17 protein-coding genes and 1 tRNA gene are annotated in these 20,209 nt (G+C 60.7%); 5 read left to right on the top strand and 13 right to left on the bottom strand.

Features of this window, described 5'->3' with window-relative positions; genetic code table 11:
- Window position 1 precedes the first annotated feature (1 nt).
- The gene (locus F8C90_RS08975; RefSeq protein WP_158050180.1) at window positions 2–838 is read left to right on the top strand and encodes a TrmH family RNA methyltransferase; all 837 of its coding nucleotides are present in this window, start codon (window positions 2–4) and stop codon (window positions 836–838) included.
- A gap of 213 nt (window positions 839–1,051) precedes the next feature.
- Here the strand turns inward: F8C90_RS08975 and F8C90_RS08970 are convergent, their stop codons facing one another.
- From F8C90_RS08970 to F8C90_RS08945, 6 genes are all read right to left on the bottom strand, one after another.
- A complete protein-coding gene (locus tag F8C90_RS08970; RefSeq protein WP_158050179.1) occupies window positions 1,052–1,966 on the bottom strand; it encodes a TIGR04282 family arsenosugar biosynthesis glycosyltransferase in 915 nt (304 codons plus the stop codon).
- Window positions 1,967–1,993: 27 nt separating this feature from the next.
- Window positions 1,994–2,422, bottom strand: a complete 429-nt coding sequence (locus F8C90_RS08965; protein WP_158050178.1) for a universal stress protein — start codon at window positions 2,420–2,422, stop codon at window positions 1,994–1,996.
- Between the two features lie 110 nt (window positions 2,423–2,532).
- Window positions 2,533–3,909 (bottom strand): molybdopterin-binding protein, encoded by a 1,377-nt coding sequence (locus F8C90_RS08960; RefSeq protein WP_158050177.1) that lies wholly within the window; start codon window positions 3,907–3,909, stop codon window positions 2,533–2,535.
- Window positions 3,910–4,099: 190 nt separating this feature from the next.
- Complete coding sequence (locus tag F8C90_RS08955; RefSeq protein ID WP_158050176.1) at window positions 4,100–4,369, bottom strand: ACT domain-containing protein; 270 nt, start codon at window positions 4,367–4,369, stop codon at window positions 4,100–4,102.
- A 74-nt stretch (window positions 4,370–4,443) separates the two neighbouring features.
- Complete coding sequence (folE, locus tag F8C90_RS08950; RefSeq protein WP_158050175.1) at window positions 4,444–5,025, bottom strand: GTP cyclohydrolase I FolE; 582 nt, start codon at window positions 5,023–5,025, stop codon at window positions 4,444–4,446.
- 6 nt (window positions 5,026–5,031) lie between these two features.
- Window positions 5,032–5,952 (bottom strand): exodeoxyribonuclease III, encoded by a 921-nt coding sequence (locus tag F8C90_RS08945; protein ID WP_158050174.1) that lies wholly within the window; start codon window positions 5,950–5,952, stop codon window positions 5,032–5,034.
- 490 nt (window positions 5,953–6,442) lie between these two features.
- On the opposite strand from F8C90_RS08945, the gene F8C90_RS08940 reads away from it, so the two are divergent.
- From F8C90_RS08940 to F8C90_RS08925, 4 genes are all read left to right on the top strand, one after another.
- Window positions 6,443–7,117, top strand: a complete 675-nt coding sequence (locus F8C90_RS08940; RefSeq protein WP_158050173.1) for a response regulator transcription factor — start codon at window positions 6,443–6,445, stop codon at window positions 7,115–7,117.
- A complete protein-coding gene (locus F8C90_RS08935) occupies window positions 7,114–8,259 on the top strand; it encodes a sensor histidine kinase (protein ID WP_158050172.1) in 1,146 nt (381 codons plus the stop codon). Before F8C90_RS08940 ends, F8C90_RS08935 begins: the two co-directional genes overlap by 4 nt.
- Before the next feature lie 84 nt (window positions 8,260–8,343).
- Window positions 8,344–9,213 (top strand): ABC transporter ATP-binding protein, encoded by an 870-nt coding sequence (locus F8C90_RS08930; protein ID WP_158050171.1) that lies wholly within the window; start codon window positions 8,344–8,346, stop codon window positions 9,211–9,213.
- Between the two features lie 12 nt (window positions 9,214–9,225).
- Entirely contained in the window at window positions 9,226–11,457 is a 2,232-nt protein-coding gene (locus F8C90_RS08925; RefSeq protein WP_158050170.1) for an FtsX-like permease family protein, read from the top strand.
- Between the two features lie 70 nt (window positions 11,458–11,527).
- On the opposite strand, the gene F8C90_RS08920 is transcribed toward F8C90_RS08925, so the two are convergent.
- The 7 genes from F8C90_RS08920 to htpG form a co-directional block, all read right to left on the bottom strand.
- On the bottom strand, window positions 11,528–12,007 hold the full coding sequence (locus F8C90_RS08920; RefSeq protein WP_158050169.1) for a 23S rRNA (pseudouridine(1915)-N(3))-methyltransferase RlmH: 480 nt from the start codon (window positions 12,005–12,007) through the stop codon (window positions 11,528–11,530).
- A gap of 91 nt (window positions 12,008–12,098) precedes the next feature.
- The gene (locus tag F8C90_RS08915; protein ID WP_246155875.1) at window positions 12,099–13,622 is read right to left on the bottom strand and encodes an LCP family protein; all 1,524 of its coding nucleotides are present in this window, start codon (window positions 13,620–13,622) and stop codon (window positions 12,099–12,101) included.
- 144 nt (window positions 13,623–13,766) lie between these two features.
- Window positions 13,767–16,130, bottom strand: a complete 2,364-nt coding sequence (locus F8C90_RS08910; RefSeq protein ID WP_158050168.1) for a MurT ligase domain-containing protein — start codon at window positions 16,128–16,130, stop codon at window positions 13,767–13,769.
- Window positions 16,131–16,489: 359 nt separating this feature from the next.
- On the bottom strand, window positions 16,490–16,744 hold the full coding sequence (locus tag F8C90_RS08905; RefSeq protein WP_158050167.1) for a hypothetical protein: 255 nt from the start codon (window positions 16,742–16,744) through the stop codon (window positions 16,490–16,492).
- Window positions 16,745–17,455: a LysR family transcriptional regulator gene (locus tag F8C90_RS08900; RefSeq protein WP_158050166.1), complete on the bottom strand. Its 711-nt coding sequence runs from the start codon at window positions 17,453–17,455 to the stop codon at window positions 16,745–16,747.
- 219 nt (window positions 17,456–17,674) lie between these two features.
- A tRNA-Thr gene (locus F8C90_RS08895) sits at window positions 17,675–17,750 on the bottom strand.
- A gap of 137 nt (window positions 17,751–17,887) precedes the next feature.
- Entirely contained in the window at window positions 17,888–19,837 is a 1,950-nt protein-coding gene (gene htpG / locus F8C90_RS08890) for a molecular chaperone HtpG (RefSeq protein WP_158050165.1), read from the bottom strand.
- Between the last annotated feature and the right edge of the window lie 372 nt (window positions 19,838–20,209).

Here is a 20,209-nt window from a genome sequence, read left to right as displayed (position 1 = left end):
CATGATTGCGAGAATCGACACGCTTGAAGACGAGCGCCTTGACGTCTATGCACGGCTCACCGAAGCACAGTTGCGCAACAAGCTCGAACCCGAGAAGGGCATCTTCATCGCCGAGTCGGGAAAGGTAATCGAGCGCGCCCTCGAAGGGGGAATGCAGCCGTTGTCGCTGCTCATGGAGGAGAAATGGCTGCCCTCCATGGCGAGCATCGTCGAGCGCATCGAACAGATCGACCCCACCATCCCCGTGTTTGTCGCTCCCCACGATGAGCTGCAGAAACTCTGCGGCTTCGAGCTGACGCGCGGCGCCTTGGGGGCCTTTCGCCGACCACGCCCGTTAAGCGTCGCCGAGGCATGCGAGGGAGCGCGCGTCGTCGCGGTCTTAGAAGACATCACGAACCACACCAACGTCGGGGCGATCTTCCGCTCGGCAGCAGCACTCGGGGTCGACGCCGTGCTGATCACGCCGGCATGCTACGACCCGCTCTACCGCCGCGCGGTGCGCGTTTCGATGGGCACTGTGTTTCAAATTCCCTGGGCGCGCATCGGGGAAGACGCCCACGATTGGGCACAAACCGGCATCCCCTTGCTCCACGAGCTCGGCTTCACCACGGCAGCGCTCGCGCTTTCCGACAACTCGGTGAGCTTGCGCGACGAGAAGCTGAAGGAATGCGAGAAAATTGCGCTCGTACTGGGCACGGAAGGCGACGGCCTGGCCGAGAGCACCATCGCCCGTTGCGATTACACGGTGAAGATCCCCATGTACCACCAGGTAGATTCCTTGAATGTCGCTGCCGCAAGCGCGGTTGCCTTCTGGGAGCTTGTGGTTCCGGCGGTCTGACGACCGCCGGAACGGGCCGACGCTGCGCGAGGCTCTGGCGGCACAGCTGGCGTTCCAAAGATTTCTCGCGTACCGAAGTACGCTTCGAACTCTTTTCACGCCATCTGCACTCGCCAGAACCTCGCTCGCTGACTTCAAGGCGAGACGGGAGATGGAAAACTTCTCGACACTTCTAAGCGAGGCGGGAGACAAATCTTCGCCCGCCCAATTCCCTTACTTATCGATTTCCTCTCGCGGGTCGTGCAGGTCGTTGGGGGGAACGCGCACTTCGTCCCACCCCATCTCCTTGAGCGCCTGGGCCGTGCGCCACGGCGGCGTGACGTCGTCGTATTGCGCGCAGTAGTTGAGCGCCTCGACGAGCGTGATGTTGTGCATGAGGTCTGCCATCGTGTCCACGTCGGGAATAGGCGGCAGATAAAGCGCAGGGAGCCCCTGCTTTCGCGCCTTGTCGATATAGGCGGGAAGTACCGTGAGGCCCTCTTGGTTGTAGAACACGCCCGAGTGGTCGAAGTCGGTCTCGCGCGTCCAACCGATCACCGACACGCCCATCTCCTGGTCGGGAGCGAGCACGATGCCACCGCCCGCAACTCCATCGAGCTTGTGGAGCGCGTTGAACCCTGCGCGCACGTCGGCCTTGGTGAGAGCGGGCATATCGGCGCCCATCGAGAGGATGCAATCAGCACCGCGCGCCCACGTCTTCTCGAACGCCTGGTTGTAATGCTCGTCGAAGCTGGCGCCTTCATCGCAGAGAAACACCAGCTCGCGCGGCCATTCGCCCGCATCGGAAAACAGCTTGCGCATCACCTCGACGTTCTTTGCGGGCGTCGTCGAGATGATCATCTCGTACTCGTCGCGCACCACTTCCTCGCCTGCGGCCAGGGCCGCCTGTGCCCGCTCGGCGCTTTCGCGCTCCAAATCCGCCATCGCCGCGCAGCAGATTTCCACCACATCGAAGAGCATGCAGTGGTAGAGCCCCGAGGCGACCTCGGGCTGGAACACACCGTCTTTCAGCACGGTCAGGCGGGTTTTCACCAAACCCGGAATCGGCGGCTTGCTGAACAAAAGGAGCGCGTTTTTGCGCACGCGCTCCTTTTCCCTGCCGCCCTGCTCGCTTTTCGATTCGCTCACAGAACGCTCCTTGTTTCGAAGTCTGGCTTACTTGGCGATGAGCACCGGCACAGAGGAACCATGCAGCACCTTATGGCTGACGCTGCCCATGTACTCCTTCATGCCCGAAAGCCCGCGGTTGCCGATGACGACGAGGTCGTAGTCGCCCTGGTCGATCAGCTTTACAATCTCGGTAGCGGGGTTCGTTCCCGTGATGAGCAGCGGGTTCAGGCGATCGGCCGCATCCTCGTGAGCGCCGACCAGTCTCTCGAGCAGCGATTTCCCATCGTTCATCATCATTTCCAAGATGGAGCGGAAGCTCGTCATCTGGGAATCGTCGAGCAAGGGAATCGGCACCACGTACACCAAGTCGATGACAGCATCGGGGTTGTTCTCGGTCACGCTGATCGCAAGCTCCAACGCCTTGCGACCGCCATCAGTTGCATCCACCGCAGCGAGCACTTTGTTCATAGACATAACGCGCTCCTTTCTCCCCGCACCCTTCGGGCACCGGGTTGCCGTTGCAAACTGCCAATCACTGCAAGAAAGTATAACACCATGCGGGAAAGCGTCGCCGAGGAGCTTCGCTAGAGAAACTCCACCTCGATGATATCGCCCGCCGCGGGAGGCTCGATGCCGGGGCCCATGCCCATCATAGTGAAGGCGTTCGCTCCCCATGCCGTCTTCGACCCGGGGCGACCGTCGATCGGCGTCGCCTCGAGCACGCCGTCGGCACTCGGCTCCACACGGAGAGGGCGGATGCCGAAGAATTCCGGCTCCCCCGGCGCATGGTCGGGATGCTCGCGCGGGCGATCCTCGCCTGCGGGCTTGCCGTTCTTCGCACCCGGGCCGTGCTTCGGAGCCGGGAACGCCTCGGTCAAGCGGGCCGCCGTCTTCGGCACGATAGGATTAAGCCCCAAATACTTGCGCATAAGCGGACGCAGGTAGAAATCAAGGGTGAACGACGCGCCGCCCGAAGGACCGGAGATGCCCACGATGGGCACGTTGTCAACGACGGCGTAGGAGCTGTGATGCCCGGGGCCGTGGTTCGTCTGATGGCAGATCATGTGCCCCATCTCCTCCATGACCTCACACGACCAGTCGTCCGAGCCCTTCGAGGAGCCCGCGTTTAGAACGACGATGTCGGCAACCTCGCATGCGCGCTTGATGGCGGCCTCAATTTCGGGGCGCTCGTCGCACACGATGTCGAAGGGAACGAACTGTCCGCCCCACGCTTCCACCTTCGCGCGCACGAGGATGCTGTTCGTCTCGAAGTTGCGGCCGCGGGCGGCAAACTGATCGACGCGCGTCGGATCGAGGGGGATACCTGCGGGAACAAGCTCGTTGCCCGTGGGGATGAAGGCCACGCGGGGCTTGCGAACCACAGGAACCACGGCATTGTCGCCCGTACCCATGCGCGCCGCAACGTCAGGCGTCACAACCGTGCCGGCAGTCGCGAGGACATCGCCGCGTTTCATGGTCGAACCCGCAGGACGCGTGCCCGCACCCTGCTTCGAGGGGGCGGCGTCGATGGTCACGTGCTGCTGGTCTTCCGACACCTGCACGTGCTCGATGACGATAGCGGTGTCGAACCCTTCGGGCATTGCGACGCCCGTGTTCGCGAACTGCCAATCCACCCCGCGGACCCATGCGCTCGTGTCGGGAAGCTCGCCTTCCGCGAGGTTCTCGAAATCGGACCAGTGCAGGGCGATCGAGTCCATCGCGCACGTGAGCGCGGAGGGCATGTCGCACCGAGAGACCACGTCATAGGCGAGCACACGCCCCACCGAATCGGCGAGCGCCACCTGCTCGCAGCATTTTCGAGCAACCTCGCCGCTGTGCAAATCCTCGCCCGCGGCGATGTTCGCCCACCCGAAACCCGCAGGTGCCGCATCCATCGCCTCGAGCATCGACGAAACCGCCTGCTCACGGGAGAGCTGGATATGCTGGGAATGATCTCTCATAGTTCCTCCTGTTCATGTGCCGCAGTACAAGCTTGCGACCCTTATCGCTCATGCTCCATTATAGTGAATGACGAATAGAATCGGGCAAAAAGAAAGCCCGCCGAGAATCAATCTTCCCGACGGGCGATATGGCCGCAATGTGGCGTGATATGAGTTGGAGCTAAGCGAGCCCCAGCTCAGATGTCATTTTCTAAATCTTGTACATGTACTGGAAGACGTCTTCGCGCTGGATGATGATCTGCACGCCGAGATCCTCGCCCACCGCCTTGAGCTTGTCCTGCACGGTGTCGAAGTCGGCCTTTTCCGTATCGAGCGTAGTGAGCATCGTCATCGAGAAGATGTCGTTCAAGATGGTCTGGCTGATATCGTCGATGTTCGCACCGCATTCCGCAAGCGCCACCGCCACTGCCGCGACGATGCCGCTGCGGTCCTTGCCCAGAACAGAGATAACGCACTTCATGGTTGCACCTTTCATCCGTTTCTTGTGGTTCCCATACTACCCGATTCGCCCGCCGGCGACGACGTGCGCTGCGCCTAGCGAGCGTCGCGAAGGATAAGCGACATGGCCTCGCTGCGAGAAGCGCGCGAAGCGGGCGTCGATCCCGCGAACACGCCGCGCACTGCGCTCGTGACTGTGCGGCTGCCCGGCTTCTTCACGCCGCGCATGCTCATGCACATGTGCTCGGCCTCGAGCACCACGATGACGCCCTGCGGATGGAGCTGCTCCACCAGGGTGTCGGCAATCTGCCCGGTCAGGCGCTCCTGCACCTGGGGACGCTTCGCGAACACCTCCACGAGGCGCGCGAGCTTCGAGAGTCCGCACACGCGGCCGTCCGCGGCGGGGATGTAGCCGATGTGCGCCTTGCCGAAGAAGGGCACCAGATGATGCTCGCACATCGAATAGAAGGAGATGTCGCGCACGAGGACCATCTCGTTGCAGTGCTCGTCGAAGGTCTTCTCGAAGTGGACGGCGGGATCTTGCGCGAGCCCCGCGAACACCTCTTCGTACATGCGCGCCACGCGGGCAGGCGTTTCGCGAAGCCCTTCGCGATCGGGGTCCTCGCCTACGCCCTCGAGAATGAGGCGCACTCCTTCTTCGATTTTCCGAGTATCCATAGGCCGTTAATCCTCCAGTGCTATGTCTATGCCCACCGGGCAATGGTCGCTTCCGAATACTTCATTGTAAATGCTCGCGTCCTCCACCTTGTCGGCGATTCCGTCGCTCACCAAAAAGTAATCAATGCGCCACCCCGCGTTGTTCTTGCGCGCGTTGAAACGATAGCTCCACCACGAGTACGCACCCGTCGTATCGGGATGAAGGGTGCGGAACGTGTCGGTGAAGCCTGCGGCGAGCAAGTCGGAGAATTTGCCGCGCTCCTCGTCGGAGAAACCCGCATTGCCCCTGTTAGGGCCAGGGTTCTTCAAGTCTATCTCGTTGTGGGCCACATTGAAGTCGCCGCACATGATGACAGGCTTCGGCGCGGCAGTCTCCCCCGCCTGCGTCAGAGGAAGCACTTCTTTGGGCATGTGCCCCGCCCCGAGCGAGTGGCGCGGGGTGTCCTTGGGGGCGTCGGGGCCGAGAGTGACCATCCCGTCGGCGTCGGCGCGCTCGACGGGAACGTCCCCGGGAAGCACGCCCTCTTCAAGCCCCTTGCAAAAGTCGCGGAACGCGTCGTCCCATTCCATGCGATGCCCGATGCGGGCGAGCTCGTTTTGCGCGTTCGGCGTGTACACATCGACAAACCAGAACTCGGGGAACTCGAGCGCGACGATGCGCCCCTCAGTATCGAGGTATTCCGAACCCAACCCGTGGAGCACCTGAAGAGGCGCGCGCTTGGTGAAGACCGCTGTCCCCGAGTAACCCTTCCTCTCGGCATAACTCCAAAACTCCAGGTATTGGGGGAGATCGAGCGTCGCCTGCCCCGCCTGGAGCTTCGTCTCCTGCAGGGCAAAGACGTCGGCGTCGAACTCGGCCACGATATCCTCGAACCCCTTCTTCATAACAGCGCGCAGGCCGTTCACGTTCCACGAGATCAGTCTCATCGATTCACCTTTCCAAGCGAGAAGCGACGCGCGGGCATGCCGCCCGTAGCCGAGGCGGACACACTGCCCGCAATCGCACCAGTATAGCGCGAGCGCGCAGTGCGACATGCATGAAATACCGTAGATTGGCGCTTGTCATTTATTGGCATACGTCCTATACTTGAAGAGGTCTGAAACACACCAGGCGAGCGTCTGTGTCCTCCTTATGCAAGCGCTCGCCCACCTTCCCGTTCATTACCTTCCAACTGCGGGGGCGGCACACTTGACTTTCTATCTCGCCGCCCCACACTTCCCAAGACCCGCAGCAAACGGCCGAACACGCATGTTCTACACGTCGGCCTGCGCATTTAACGGAGCGGCGGCTCTGGCAGCACCCACGATGCTGGTCACTTTAAGGGCGCGAAGGCGCCGCTACAATACGATAACAAAATGCCAGATAGTTTCCCGTTGCGTTATCATCGGCTTATCCGATCGACGCGAAAGGGGACCGATGGCGCGTTTGCTTATTGTCGAAGACGATGTCTCGCTGCGGGAAAATCTTGTGCGCATGCTGCAGCTCAAGGGCCACGAGTGCCTTTGCTGCGAGTCGTTTACGAACGCCGCGGCCGAGGCTTTGACTGCCGCCCCCGACTGCATCCTGCTCGACCTTTCGCTTCCCGGCGCGTACGGCCACGAAATCTGCCGAGCGATTCGTCAGGAAAGCAACGTCCCCATCATTGTGCTGACTTCTTCGGACAGCGAGTTTGACGAGGTCATGAGCATGAACGTCGGCGCGGACGATTACGTGGTCAAGCCGTATCGCCCCGCTGCGCTGCTTGCCCGCATCGACCGCGCTCTCGCCCGCAGCGGGTCTGCCGATTCGGCGCGCGGGCAAATCGATCATGGCGGCGTTTCCCTCGACAGCGTGCGGGCCGTGGTTTCGTACCGCGGCAAGCGCGTGGAGCTCTCGCGCAACGAGCTTCTAATTTTACGCATCCTTATGGAGAACGCGGGATCCATCATCTCGCGCAGCGAGCTGATGGACGAACTGTGGCAGACCGACGCGTTCGTCGACGACAACACGCTCACGGTGAACGTGAATCGCCTGCGCCGCAGCCTGGAGTCTGCAGGTGTGCCCGACGACTTCATCACCACCCGCCGCGGCCTGGGGTATGTGGTTCGATGAGCAGCTCGAATCGGGAAAAGCCCGACCACGCGGCCTCTGGTTCGCCCTACGATCCCGCGTCTACGTCGTTCCCCGCCGAAGACCGCCCCGATCGCGCGTACTCGCTCGGGGCGTATCTTCGCTCGCGCGCCGGGTTTTTGCTCGGCATGGTCGCCCTCATGCTCGTTGTTGCGGGCATCATGGTTGTGACCAGCTCGAACGCTTCCTCAATCGCGCTTGTTTCCATCTGCGAGGCCCTGTTCGCCTGCATCGTACTTGCTGTCGGATTCTCGCGCGATCGCGAGTTCTACCAGCAGCTGAACCTGTTCTGCGATTCGCCCGACAACGCGCGCTACCTCTCGTCGATTCTGGACAAGCCGCGCACGCTGGAGGGATCCATCGCCTATCGCGCGCTCGCCGTGCAGGGCAAGGCCGCCTCGGACGAGCTCGCCGTCCGCTCCCGCGACATGAAGGATTACCGTAACTACATCGAGCTTTGGGTGCACGAGGCGAAGACGCCCATCGCGTCGGCGCAGTTGGCGCTATCGAGCCTTCACGGGCCCGGGGTCGATGAGGTGCGCGGTGACCTCGATCGCATCGAGTCGCGCGTCGAGCAGGCGTTATACTACGCGCGCTCGGCAACACTGAGCGAGGATTTCTCCATCGAGGAGTTAAACCTTGCGGCACTCTCGCGCAAGGCGTGCCGCCAAAAGTCGCGCACGCTCATCGGCGCGGGAGTATCGCTTGATTTCGCGATCGACGAGGCGCTCGAGGTGTTCGCCGACGCGAAATGGGTCGACTTCATCATCGGGCAGGTTCTGGAGAACTCGGCGAAGTACGGCGCGAAGACCGTTCGCTTCGAAGGCGCGGTGAAGGACGCAGGGACGAAAGACGGGTGCATCGAGCTTTTGATCAGCGACGATGGTGACGGCATTCCCGCTGCCGACGTGCCGCGCGTGTTCGACCGCGGATTCACGGGAAGCCAGGGTCGCACGCACCACAAAGCGACGGGCATGGGGCTCTACCTTGCCGCTGTCGCCTGCGAGAGAATGGGCCTTGGCCTGCGCGTTTCCTCGGAAGAGGGGGCGGGTACGACCATCGCGCTCACCTTCCCGCTCGACCGCACGCGCATAGACTTGGCTGCCAACCTTACAAAACCGTAAGATTGCGGTAAGGCCCTTCGATGGCTCCGTTTTCGCACTCGTCGCATCATGGGGATGTGCCGAATCGAAGAGAAAGGAATCCCCATGTCTGTGGTTACCGCAACCCCTCCAGCAGGCATCGCGAATGCGAATCAGTCCAACAGCCGCAAGGTTTTGCTCTCCGTGCGCGACGTTTTGAAGGTGTACGGCTCGCGCGAGGCCGTCACACGTGCGCTTGATGACGTGTCGTTCGATATCTGCGAAGGCGAGTTCGTTGGCGTGATGGGCCCATCGGGCTCGGGTAAGAGCACGCTTTTGAACTGCATTTCCACTATCGATACTGTGACCAGCGGAAGCATCATCTTGAACGGCCGCGACATCACGCAGCTACGCAGCCGCCAGCTCTCCAAGTTTCGCCGCGACGACCTGGGCTTCATCTTCCAGGACGCCAATCTGCTCGATACCCTGACCGGTTTCGAGAACATCGCTTTGGCCCTCACCATCAAGGGAGAGAAGGCCGACGCCGTCCGAACGAAGGTCGAGCGCACCGCCACTCTTTTGGGCGTGACGGACGTTCTGCGGAAGTACCCGCGCCAGATGTCGGGCGGCCAGCGCCAACGCGTGGCTGCAGCCCGCGCCATCGTTGCCGACCCGAAGCTGGTTCTTGCTGACGAGCCCACAGGAGCGCTCGACTCACGCAACGCCGCCGTTCTTCTTGAAACCCTCGAGGTTCTGAACACGAAGCTGCACGCCACTATCATGATGGTCACACACGACGCGGTTGCGGCATCGTACGCCGATCGTATTCTGTTCATCAAAGACGGCAAGCTGTTCAACGAGCTGCGTCGCGGCGATAACAGCAGAACCGACTTCTACCAGCGCATCCTTGAGGTCCAGGCGTTCCTTTCCGGCAAGCAGGGCTCATCCTCCGCGGTCGGTTTCGTGGCATCGCACGTCACCGCGCTCGGCAACTAGGCGGCGGTCATCATGTTGTTGAAACTTGCCTTGCGCAACGTGCGCCGCAGCGTGCGCGATTACGCTGTATATTTCGTTACCCTGACTTTGGGCGTGGCGGTGTTTTACGCCTTCAACGCCATCGGGGACTCCCGTGTGCTGTTCGAGGCCCAGGAAGGCGCCGAAAACATGTTCCTCGCGTCGGGCGCGAGCGTTTTCGACATCCTGTCTCAGGTCATGACCTATTTCAGCGTGGTCGTCGCCGTCGTTTTGGGCTTTTTGGTCCTGTACGCCAACCGGTTCGTTGTTCGGGCGCGCAAGAAAGAGTTCGGCACCTATCTTTTGCTTGGCATGAGCCCACGACAGGTTTCCTCGGTGGTCCTGACGGAAACGCTGATCGTCGGCGTGCTTGCGCTGGTGGTGGGCCTGGAGCTGGGCTTTCTAATCTCACAGGCGATCGCCTTCGCCACAGCGGGCCTTATCGGCGTGGCAATCAGCGACTACCACCTGCTGTTCAGCATCCACTCCGCGCAGCTGACCCTGGGCTGTTTCGCGCTCATCTTCGTCGTGGTTGCCCTGTTCAACGCCGTGCAGATTTCACGCTGCAAGCTTGCCACACTGCTTTCGGCCAACTCCCGCAACGAGCGCATGCCCGTGCGCAACCCCCTCATCTGTCTGATTGTGTTCGTGCTGTCGTGCCTCATCTTGGCAAAGGCGTACGCCGAGCTCAACATCGACGGACTGGTCTACTTCGGCGAGCACTTCCGCATCGCAACCCTGTTGATGCTCGTCGGCACGTTGGGCCTATTCTGGTCGGCGTCGGGGTTCTTCATCCTGCTGATCCAGCGTTTGCGGGGCGTGTACTTCAAGGGTCTCGCCATGTTCACCATGCGCCAGATCGCAACGAAGGTGAACACTGCGTTCGTGTCGCTGTGGGCCGTGAGCGTCCTTCTGTTCTTCAGTATCGTCGTGTTCTCGACGGGCTTTAGCCTGGCGTCGGTGCTCTCCGATCAACTGGAAGAGAATACCCAGTTCGACGTATCTATCCGCGCGAGCCTGATGGCGCTTGACACCTCCGACATGGAGGCGGTGCCCGCCGGGCAGTATGGCGGGGAAAAGGAGAAGGCCGCAGCGATTGAGGAAACCAAAGCCCAGCGCAACGAGATTTGCCGCCTTTGGCAAGAGAACGGCGGCTCCACCGCTGCGTATCTCAAATCGCTCATCCCTGATTGGGACGAGCGCGTGACCGGATCGGCTCAGGTGGACACATGGCTTGCGAACGATTTGACAAACAAGCAGCTTGCCGATGCGTGCGGCTTCACGCTTGACCAAATCGGCTCCGACGAGAGCTCCAGCATGGCCGACGAAGGCGTGCAGTACGTGTCGTTGTCGCAGTTCAACGCTGCACGGCAACTTGCAGGCGAAAAGCCGATCGAGCTTGCTGCAGACGAATACTTGGTCGACAACACGGTTGACAAGTCGGCCAAGTACGCGCAGGCCCTCGGCCAGAAAGGGCGGACCATTACCGTCGATGGACATGAGCTGACCGCATCAGGGCAGGTTGTTTCGCAGTCGCTCCAGGTAAGCAGCATGAGTTGCCTCCTCGCTGTGCTGGTGGTTCCCGATGAGTTGGCAGCCGACAGGTTCGCCGCTGGCGATCTGCCGTACTTGAGCGAGCTGAACGTCAATCTGGCAAGTGATTCGCAAGAGCAGGCCATGAAAGACATAATGGCTGAATACGGGAAGGCGGCACCGCCGAGTGAAGAGCTTGCCGAAAAGGGCTGGACTTACGATCCCGGCGCATGGCCGGTGTCCTATTACGACACGAGCGAAAGCGTTGTCGCCGACAGCATGGGGCTTACGCTGCTGTTAGTTTACCTGGCGCTCTACATCGGGTTCATCTTCCTCATGACCACGGCGGCGGTTCTTTCCGTCCAGCAGCTCTCCGAGGTAGCGGACAGCATTCCGCGCTATCGTTTACTCGCTCAGCTGGGGTGCGACAGAGGCATGGTTCTGCGAAGCCTGCGCACGCAGGTTGGCATTTACTTCGGGGCGCCGCTTCTCGTTGCGGGATGTCATTCAGCCTGCGCGATCAGCATTCTGTACGAGAACTTGCTGTCGATTTGGGGCGCTTCGGCGGTTGCCAGCACGCTTGCCGTTGGTGTCGCACTGGTGATTGCGGTGTACGCCATCTACCTGGTGTCGACGTATCTGGTTGCACGATCGGCGGTTGCTTCCGGTGCGGGCAAGGGGCTGCTTGCATAAGCGGACAGCTCACGCAGAGCGCGGAACCTGAGTTCGACAGACGGCTGGCCGCCTTCCCGCGGCCAGCCGTCTACTTGTGGTAGGGCTCGCCGTGCGAAATCTTCTGCGCGCGGTAGAGCTGCTCCAAGAGCACGACGCGCGCCAGGTTGTGGGGCAGGGTGATCGGGCCGAATGACAGCAGTTCATCGGCCCGAGCGCGCACCTCCGCGCTCACACCATCCGACCCGCCGATGATAAACGCGAAACTGCTCTTCCCCGCAAGCGCGAGCGAATCGATCCGCTGCGAGATACCCACGCTCGAGCGTTCCTTGCCATCGATCGCTAGAAGCGCCACATGAACGTCCGGGCCCAGCTTATCGAGCTCCGCGCAAATCGCCGCGCCCTCTTTGTCGCGCGCACCCTCGACGCCTCCCGCACGTCGCGGATCAACGTCGGCGATTTCGCGCACCTCCGTCTTCGCATACGGCTGCAAGCGCTTGAGATACTCCGCGCATGCTTCCGTCCAAAAACGCTCCTTGAGCTTCCCCACCGCGATAACGATGAACTTCATCCACGCTCCTTCCCATAAAAAACGCGCGGCCCGCAATGCGGCTGCCGCGCGTGTTCCATCCATTCTCCCTGCGCCCGCAAGCGCGCAGGCGCTATTTCCAATCCGAGCCGATGACCACGAGGAAATCGGTCGAGAACGTGTAGCGCCCGTCGTTCTTGGTCGCCACACCGTTGCCGATCTGTTTCACGATTTCCTCAGCCGCTTCCTTCTGGCTGTCGTTGCTGTACACGACGACCGTCGTCGAGAACGAGGAGCTCGCGTTACCGGTCTCGGTGGTGTAGCCGAGTTTCTCGATCTTCGTCGCGGCAGTTGCGGCGGCCCCGTCGATGTTCGCGCCGTTCTTCACGGCCACCTTGCCCGACCTGGTTGCGGTCGTGGTAGAAGACGTGTTAGAGGTTGCACCCGCCTTGTCGCCCGTGCTGGCGAGCACCGTGCCGCTCTTCTCGTCGATCTCGTCCTCGGTAGTCGGAGGAAGGCCCTGGTCGACGCGCTGCATCATGGTTTGCCACTCTTTTTCGTTCACGTATTCGTACCAGGTACCGTTAACGAGCTTCGAGGTGGTGGGCTCCATCGCCGAGTAGATGCCAGTGTCGGTGTTGAGCCCCTTCATGCTCGACGCGAGCGAGACGATGTCGGTCACGTTGAAGTCGGTCGTGATGTACTTGGAGAGCGCCTGAATCGTGTTCGCCATGGTAATCGGGTCGGAGGAGAGAATCTTCTTCGCGACAGCGGAAAGCACGAGGCGCTGGTTGGCAGCGCGATAGCGGTCGCCATCGCCGTAGGCGTCGTAGGCATGGCGCGCGCGACACAGGATGAGCGCCTGGTCGCCATTGAGAGTCTGCAGGCCGGCGTCGAGATGACCGCCCGCATCCTCGTCGTTGATTTCCATCGGGACGTCGACTTCCACACCGCCGAGCGCGTCGACCGCTTCCTTGAAGCCGTCGAAGTCGATTTCCGCATAATGCGAGATGGGAACGCCCGCGAACTTCGAAACGACCTCGATCGTGTAGGCCGCGCCGCCGATCGAGTGTGCCGCATTGAGCTTCTGCTTGCCGTTCGTGCCCATGTCGATGAGCGTATCGCGGTGAAGCGACACCATGGTGACCTGCTTGCTCTGCGGGTCGATGCGCGCAAGGATCATGCTGTCGGAGCGGAACTGATCGCCCGCGTACTCGGCAGACTCCGAGCGCTCTTCCGAGCCGTCGGTGCCCATGAGCAGCATGTAGAACGGGTCGCCGGCGTACTTCGTGTCGACGAGCGCATCGCGAAGATCGTCGTCGACGCCCTCGTTGAGGTTGGCGTTGATAGTGTTGATGTAGGCGAATGCGGCGCCGACTCCTCCGAGCACCACCACCAGAAGGGCGATGCACACTGCAAGCACGATCTTCTTGCGTTTCTTGCTCTTGCGCTTCTTGGTATATTCCGCCTGCGTCACGCGACGCGAGTAGGGATTCTGCACAGAGCCAGGGGTTTCGCCGTCACCGAAGGACGCCACCGCATGGGAGGCGTGGGGCGTCGGGGACTCCCGGTCGAAGCTCGCGAACGCTTGGGCGCCCATCGTGTGTTGACCGTGCTTCCCGACGGCATTGGGGGATTTTTTCTTATTTCTTCTCATGTTAAATAGATTTTGCCGACTGCCTTAATTATTGACAAGCGAGGATGCCCCAATTCTGGCAAATAGCCGCAGGACGCCCACTGAAAACCTACAATTTTCGGCTCCCCTTCCCTACTTTGCAGGTAGAACGAACAAGACGAAAGCCTACTTCGCCCCGGCCTTATCCGCCATGAATGCGTTTGCCGCCAGCTCCTCGGCGTCGTCGAGTCGAGCAAGCGCAGGCTCGCTCTCACCCGTTCGCCGAGCATGGCGTTCGCATGCGGCGACCAAAAGCCAATCGGCGATTTCCGGGTTCTTCGAAAGCAGCGGGCCGTGGAGATAGGTGCCGAGGACCTTGCGGCAGAGTGCGCCGTCGGCCTTGTCAGCGTCGTTGTTGCCGTGCCCGACCGAGGAAACCACCGCGCCGAAAGGCTTCACCCCTTCCGCGAGGTACGTTCGGCCCGCGTGGTTCTCGTATCCCACCACCGGATGCGTCGCCAAAGGCGAAGAAAGAACGATGTTGTCGATGAGGCGATCGGCAGACGTGCCAGGGCGGCGCGTCTCGATGCCGACGATATCGAGCCCGGGGACCTCCTCGTCGCCGAGCAGCCAGGTCTTGCCGAGAATCTGATACCCACCGCAAATGGCGAGCACCGGCCCGTCCTCTTTCACATAGGCGGCGAGCTCGTCTTTCATGCGCATGAGCTCCGCCGACGCGAGTTTCTGCTCGCGGTCGGGGCCGCCGCCGAGAAACACGAGGTCGACGTCGCCGAGGTCGACGGACTCACCATACTCGACGCGCTTCACTTGGACGGGAATCCCGCGCCATGCAAGACGCTCGCTCAGAATGCGCACGTTACCGCCGTCGCCGTAGAGATTCAGCAGGTCGGGAAACATGTGGGCGATTACGATGGGAGTCCGCTCCTGATCCCGCGCGGGGGACTCCCCCGTCTCGGTGGGTTCGACCGCGTTCAGTCGCTCATTAGACCCTGTCCGCTCCCGATCCTGCGCGGGGGACTCCGTGCTCAAACAGTCCTCGCTTCGCTGCGGAACTGCGCGCGGAGCCCCCCGCGCAGGCTCAGGAGCTGCCGCAATGATAGACGAAGAATCATCCGCGCTTGAAGACGACCTGCCATCGGCCCGCGCAGGATCGCCAGCCTCGCCTTCCGCAGCATCGAGAGCAGACTTCACGCTCGGCAGCGCCGTGTAGTTCGCGATGGCGTAGGCATTCATCTCATGAGGAAGTTTCGCCAGTTCATCGAGGAATTCCTGCGTGTTCTTCACCACTTTGGAGGGAATGCCCGCATACTTCAAGCGCACCTGCATGTCGTTGCCGCGGATACCCCCGGCGAACACGACGCAGCCCTCCTGGCGCGAAAGTTCCTCGAAGTCGATATCCCACAGCCACGAGATGTCGCGACCGTCAGCCTCTTTGTCGTTGATGAAGAAAGCGACCGCTTTAGGAGAAGCGTCCTTCTCTATGATCTTGAGGTTCTGGTTGAAGCCCGTGGGATTCTTCGCGAGGTTGAGCAGGATGCTTCGCCCCTCGACAGAATAACGCTGCAGACGGCCGTTCTTCGGATCGAAGGACTCGATGGCGGCCTGAATCGCGTCGTTTCCGCAGCCCACAAGGTCGGCTGCGACACCCACCGCAAGCAGGTTGTACACCATGTAGGCACCGCTGAATGCCGCGCGGATCGGCCTTGCAGGCGCGGACTCGCCCGCGTTCGGCTGCGGGCGGGCGATATCGAAGGAAAGCTCGCGCTCGCCAAGTTCCACATTTTGCGCCGCGAAATCGAGCGAAGGGCGGGAGAAGCCGCACGTCGGGCAATGCCAAGCTCCCAGCTGGCCATATTGGCGGAAGTCATACTCGAACATCGACGAGCACAGCTGGCACATCGTGGCGTCGGAGACCGTGTTCTGCGCAAGGCCCATGCTCTCGCTCACCCCGAACGCGATCTGGCGCGTCCGTTCGCGCCCAGGCAGCTCGGAGGCGCGCTTAGCGATGGTTGCGCACAGGGGGTCGTCGGCGTTGAAAACGAGGATGGTCTCAGGCGACGCGGCGAGCGCCTCAACAATACTATCCTGGATGCGATCGATTTCGCCGCAACGATCGAGCTGGTCGCGGAACAGGTTCAGAAGAAGCACGTAGGTCGGCTTGAGCTGCGGCGTCATCTTCTTCAACCACAGCTCGTCGGACTCGAAGACGCCCCAATCGGCCTCTTTCGCATGAAGAAGCGCCGTCGATACGCCGGAATCGAGATTCGCGCCCGTCCGGTTGCACACCACGCGGGCGCCCGACCCCTCGAGGACGTCGGCAAGCAGATTGGTCACCGTCGTCTTCCCGTTGGTGCCCACCACCATGATTGAACCGCGAGTGAGCTTCCCCCGCAGATTCGCGAGCAAACGCGGGTCCACATAGAGCGCAATCTTCCCTGGGAAGTTTGCCGCCGGCCTGCGGAACACGTGTTTCAAGCCCCACGTCGAAATGGAGCTTACGGCTTGAGCTGCGGCAAATCTAATGGACATGGACACTCCTCGCAAACGCGGCGAACCTCTCGGGCGATATGCCCGCAATCAAATGGTACCGATAAAAGAGTACAACGGCTTTGCGCGACGGCACCCAGGTGCGCGGAGAAACCAAAGAAAAAGGAGCCGCATTGGGGATAACGGCTCCTTAAAGGGGCTCGCCGACAGGATTGAGGAGGGCGACGAGCCAAAGGGGATAAGGGAGTGCAACCGACGGTTTTGTAAGGAGGGGATAACACCGTCGGATGTTTCTCGCTGGGATGATTGTAGGCGACTTCCCGCCGACCTGGTGATTCGCATTCTGCAAGCGTTGTTGCAATATGCGGAACAACCCCGTTTGCGATTGCGCAACAGCCAGCTTAGTAGAGCGCGCTCACTCGTGCCCGCCATTGCACGCGGGCGTTTTCGAGCACAGAGAAATCTTCAAGATAGGCCTGACAGCTCGCAAGCGCCTCTTTGCATGCCGTGAGCGTGCGACCGGAAAGCGAGCGGCCGATGTAGGCGTTCACGTCGATGCCGGCATCGACGCCCTTGATGGGGAGATATACTACCTTGCTTGAACCGTATGCCCAGTTCGCGCTTGTGGAAATGCCGACGCTGTTGGATGTTTCCACCTAGATGTACATCGAATCGACGTCGCGGAAGCTGCGAGCGCGCTCCATCAGAAGGGAAGGCTCGGTTTCGAGCACCTTCCGCATCCGCTCCTGCAGGCCCGGGAAATCCTTCTCGCTTGGAAGGAGCAGGTCAAGACCAACAAGACGCGAAAGTTCGATGCCGTCGGCGCAGTCTCGCGCAAGCCGGCTGTTCGCCCGAACGACCACGCAGAACTGATCGCGATACATGGTCGCGAGCTCATAGCGCTGCTGGTGGGGCGAATACACGTTGAGCATGATGTTGAGGTCGGCCCTGTTGTCATCGAGCGCGGTGTAGAGCATCTTGTACGGCATGCCCTTGAACTCGATCTCGATTTCCGGGTAATGCTCCTTCAGATACGACGTGAATTGCAGGATGAACGGGCGCGCCGCATTGTGCAAGTAGCCCAAGCGCACCACGGGCTTTCCGCCTTCGTCGAGGCGCGACATCTCGGCAAGGGCGGCGTTGTATTCGGAAAGGATGGCCTTCGATCGGTCGAGGAAAACGGTGCCCGCGTCAGTGATGGCGACCGATTGCTTCGAGCGGACGAAGAGTTTGGTGCCGAGCTCGTCTTCCATAGCCGAAATATGGCGGCTGATAACCGACGGACTCACGAAGAAATGGCGCGCAGTATCGCGGAAGCTCAGGTTCTCGGCGAGGTATTCGAATTCACGCAGATGCTCGATGTTCATGCTCCCGCCTTTCTCCACCTTGAGCGCTGTCGCCTTCTAAAGCGCCCCGTCCGACAGAGAATAGCAGAGTCAGCCCCCCTCCCCCCGAAAGAAAACACGAACGAGAAAGCCCGTCCGACAGCGGGAGGTAAAACCACCAGGAAGGACCACCATATCCGCCCGCCTCGCGCTCGACAACAAAACAGGCCGCCAGCTTAATGCCGACGGCCTGTAAGTTTCTGGAGCCAACGAGCGGATTCGAACCGCTGACCTACGCATTACGAGTGCGTTGCTCTACCAGCTGAGCCACGTTGGCAAACGAGTGAAGCACAAGCTTCAGACGCGAAAATAGATAATAGCGAATCAATCGCGCAAGCGCAAGGGTTTTCTTGAACCGATTCCCGATTCTCCTTTCGGCGGCCGAGTCCCCGTTCGCGCCCTGCGCCCTGCAGCCTACTTCATCAACTTCGTAACCGCCTCAGTGTAGGCAACCGGATCGTCCAGCGGAATGCCCTCGACGAGAAGCGCCTGATCGTACAGGATGCCCGAGTACAGCTTCACTTTCTCGTCGTCGCCCGCTTCCTGTGCCTTCTGCATGACCTCGAACACCGGGTGCTTCGCGTTCACTTCGAGCACGCGATGCGATTTCACCGCGCTCTCCTCCTCGGCGCTCTTCGGCGCGCCCGCGAGAATCTTCTCCATCTTAAGCGACACGCCACCTTCGGTGGTGATGAAGGCAGGGGCGTCGGTCTGGCGCGTGGACACCGCAACCTTCTCCACCTTGCCGTCGAGGGCGCTCTTCATGGCCTCGAACAGGTCTTTGTTGGACTCGGCCGTCTCCTCGGCTTCCTTCTTCTCCTCGTCGGATTCAAGGCCGAGGTTCTCGCCGCCCACATTCTTAAGCGGCCACGCGGTGAGCGAGTCGGGGTCGGCCGCGTCGGGCACAGCGTAATCGGACATGGCCATCATGCAGAACTCGTCGACATCCTCGGGGCACAGCAGCACGTCGTAGCCCTTCGCGAGCACCGTCGTCACGATCGGCAGCTGCGCCATGCGCTCGACGGAGTCGCCCGTGGCGTAGTAAATGGTCTCCTGGCCATCGGCGGCAGCCTTCACGTATTCCTTGAACGTGATCATCTTCTTCTGCTTTGCCGAGTAGAAGAGGAGCAGGTCGCCCAGCACGTCTTTCGCCGTGCCGTAGGAGGTGTAGAGGCCGTACTTCATGCCGCGGCCGAAGTTCTCGAAGAACTTCTCGTAGCCCTCGCGATCCTTTTCGAGGAAGTTCTCGAGGTCGGACTTGATCTTCTTCTCAACGCGGCGGGCGATTGCCTTCAGCTGGCTGTTGTGCTGCAACGTCTCACGCGAGATGTTGAGCGTGAGGTCCTGCGAGTCGACGATGCCTCGGACGAAGTTGAAGTAGTCGGGCAGGAGGTCTTCGCACTTGTCCATGATGAGCACGTTGGAGCTATAAAGCGCAAGGCCCTTCTTGAAATCCTTGCTGTACAGGTCATACGGGGCGCGGCTCGGCACGAACAGCAGCGCGTCGTAGGTCAACGCGCCCTCGGCATGCAGCGAGACGGTGCGCGCAGGGTCGGCGAAATCGTGGAAGTTCGTCTTGTAGAACTCGTTGTACTCCTCGTCGGTCACATCAGACTTCTTGCGCTTCCAGATGGGAATCATCGAGTTGATCGTGTCGGTCTCGGTGTAGGTCTCGTACTCGGGCTTGTAGTCTTCACCGGCGTCTTCGGGCTTCGGCTTCTCGCGCGTCTTGGAAACCTCCATCTGGATGGGGTAGCGCACGTAGTTGCTGTAGCGTTTAATCAGGTCCTTCAGGCCGTACTCGGAAAGATAGGTGTCGTAGTTGTCCTCGTCGGTGTTCTCCTTGAGCGTAAGGATAACGTCGGTGCCGTGCTCAGCGCGCTCTGCCTCGGCGATGGTGTAGCCCTCAACGCCGTCGGATTCCCACGCCCACGCCTCGTCGCTGCCGAACGCGCGGGAGACGACGCGCACCTTGGAGGCAACCATGAAGCTGGAGTAGAAGCCGACGCCGAACTGGCCGATGATGTCGATGTCGTCGCCCTGCTGCTCGGCGTTGTCGGTCTTGAACGCCTGGGAATCGGAGTGTGCGATGGTGCCAAGGTTCTTGTCGAGCTCGTCTTTCGTCATGCCGATGCCGTTGTCGGAGATGGTGATGGTGCGAGCACCCTCGTCGAAGCCGACGTGAATGGCCAGCTCATCCTTGGAAAGCTGCACGTCGGAATCCGTCAGGCTCTTGAAATAAAGCTTGTCGACCGCATCGGACGCGTTCGAGATAAGCTCGCGAAGGAAGATCTCGCGATTGGTGTAGATCGAGTTGATCATGAGGTCGAGCAGTTTCTTGCTCTCTGTTTTGAATTTCTTCATGGCGTTTCGCTTCCTGTTCTCGAAGAACCGCTTTCGCATTTTGCTTTGGCAGTCCCCGTCTTTGAGTGCTAAAAGGCATTGTAACGACGCGATACGTCATGTCAAGTAATCTAAGTGCGATAGACTCAACTTTTCGCAATTGCATTTGTGCAATCAGACTTTAGAATTTGAACGCATGCCAATTGCGTTTGAACGCAAGAAAATACTAAAGTGAAATCAGAGCCAACGAAAAAAGAGCCCCGAAATGAACTGCCTCCCAGTTCTTGGACAAGAGAAATGGGAGGCTTCTTTATGTCTGGAAGACCGCTTTACGATGCGGGGGTTCGACGGCGCGCCGTCGAACTCTACGAGGAGGGCCACGGGCGCGACGTA

This window comes from Ellagibacter isourolithinifaciens, from assembly GCF_008831035.1.
Taxonomy (GTDB): Bacteria; Actinomycetota; Coriobacteriia; order Coriobacteriales; family Eggerthellaceae; genus Ellagibacter; species Ellagibacter isourolithinifaciens.
This window is presented reverse-complemented; position numbering and strand designations above follow the sequence as displayed.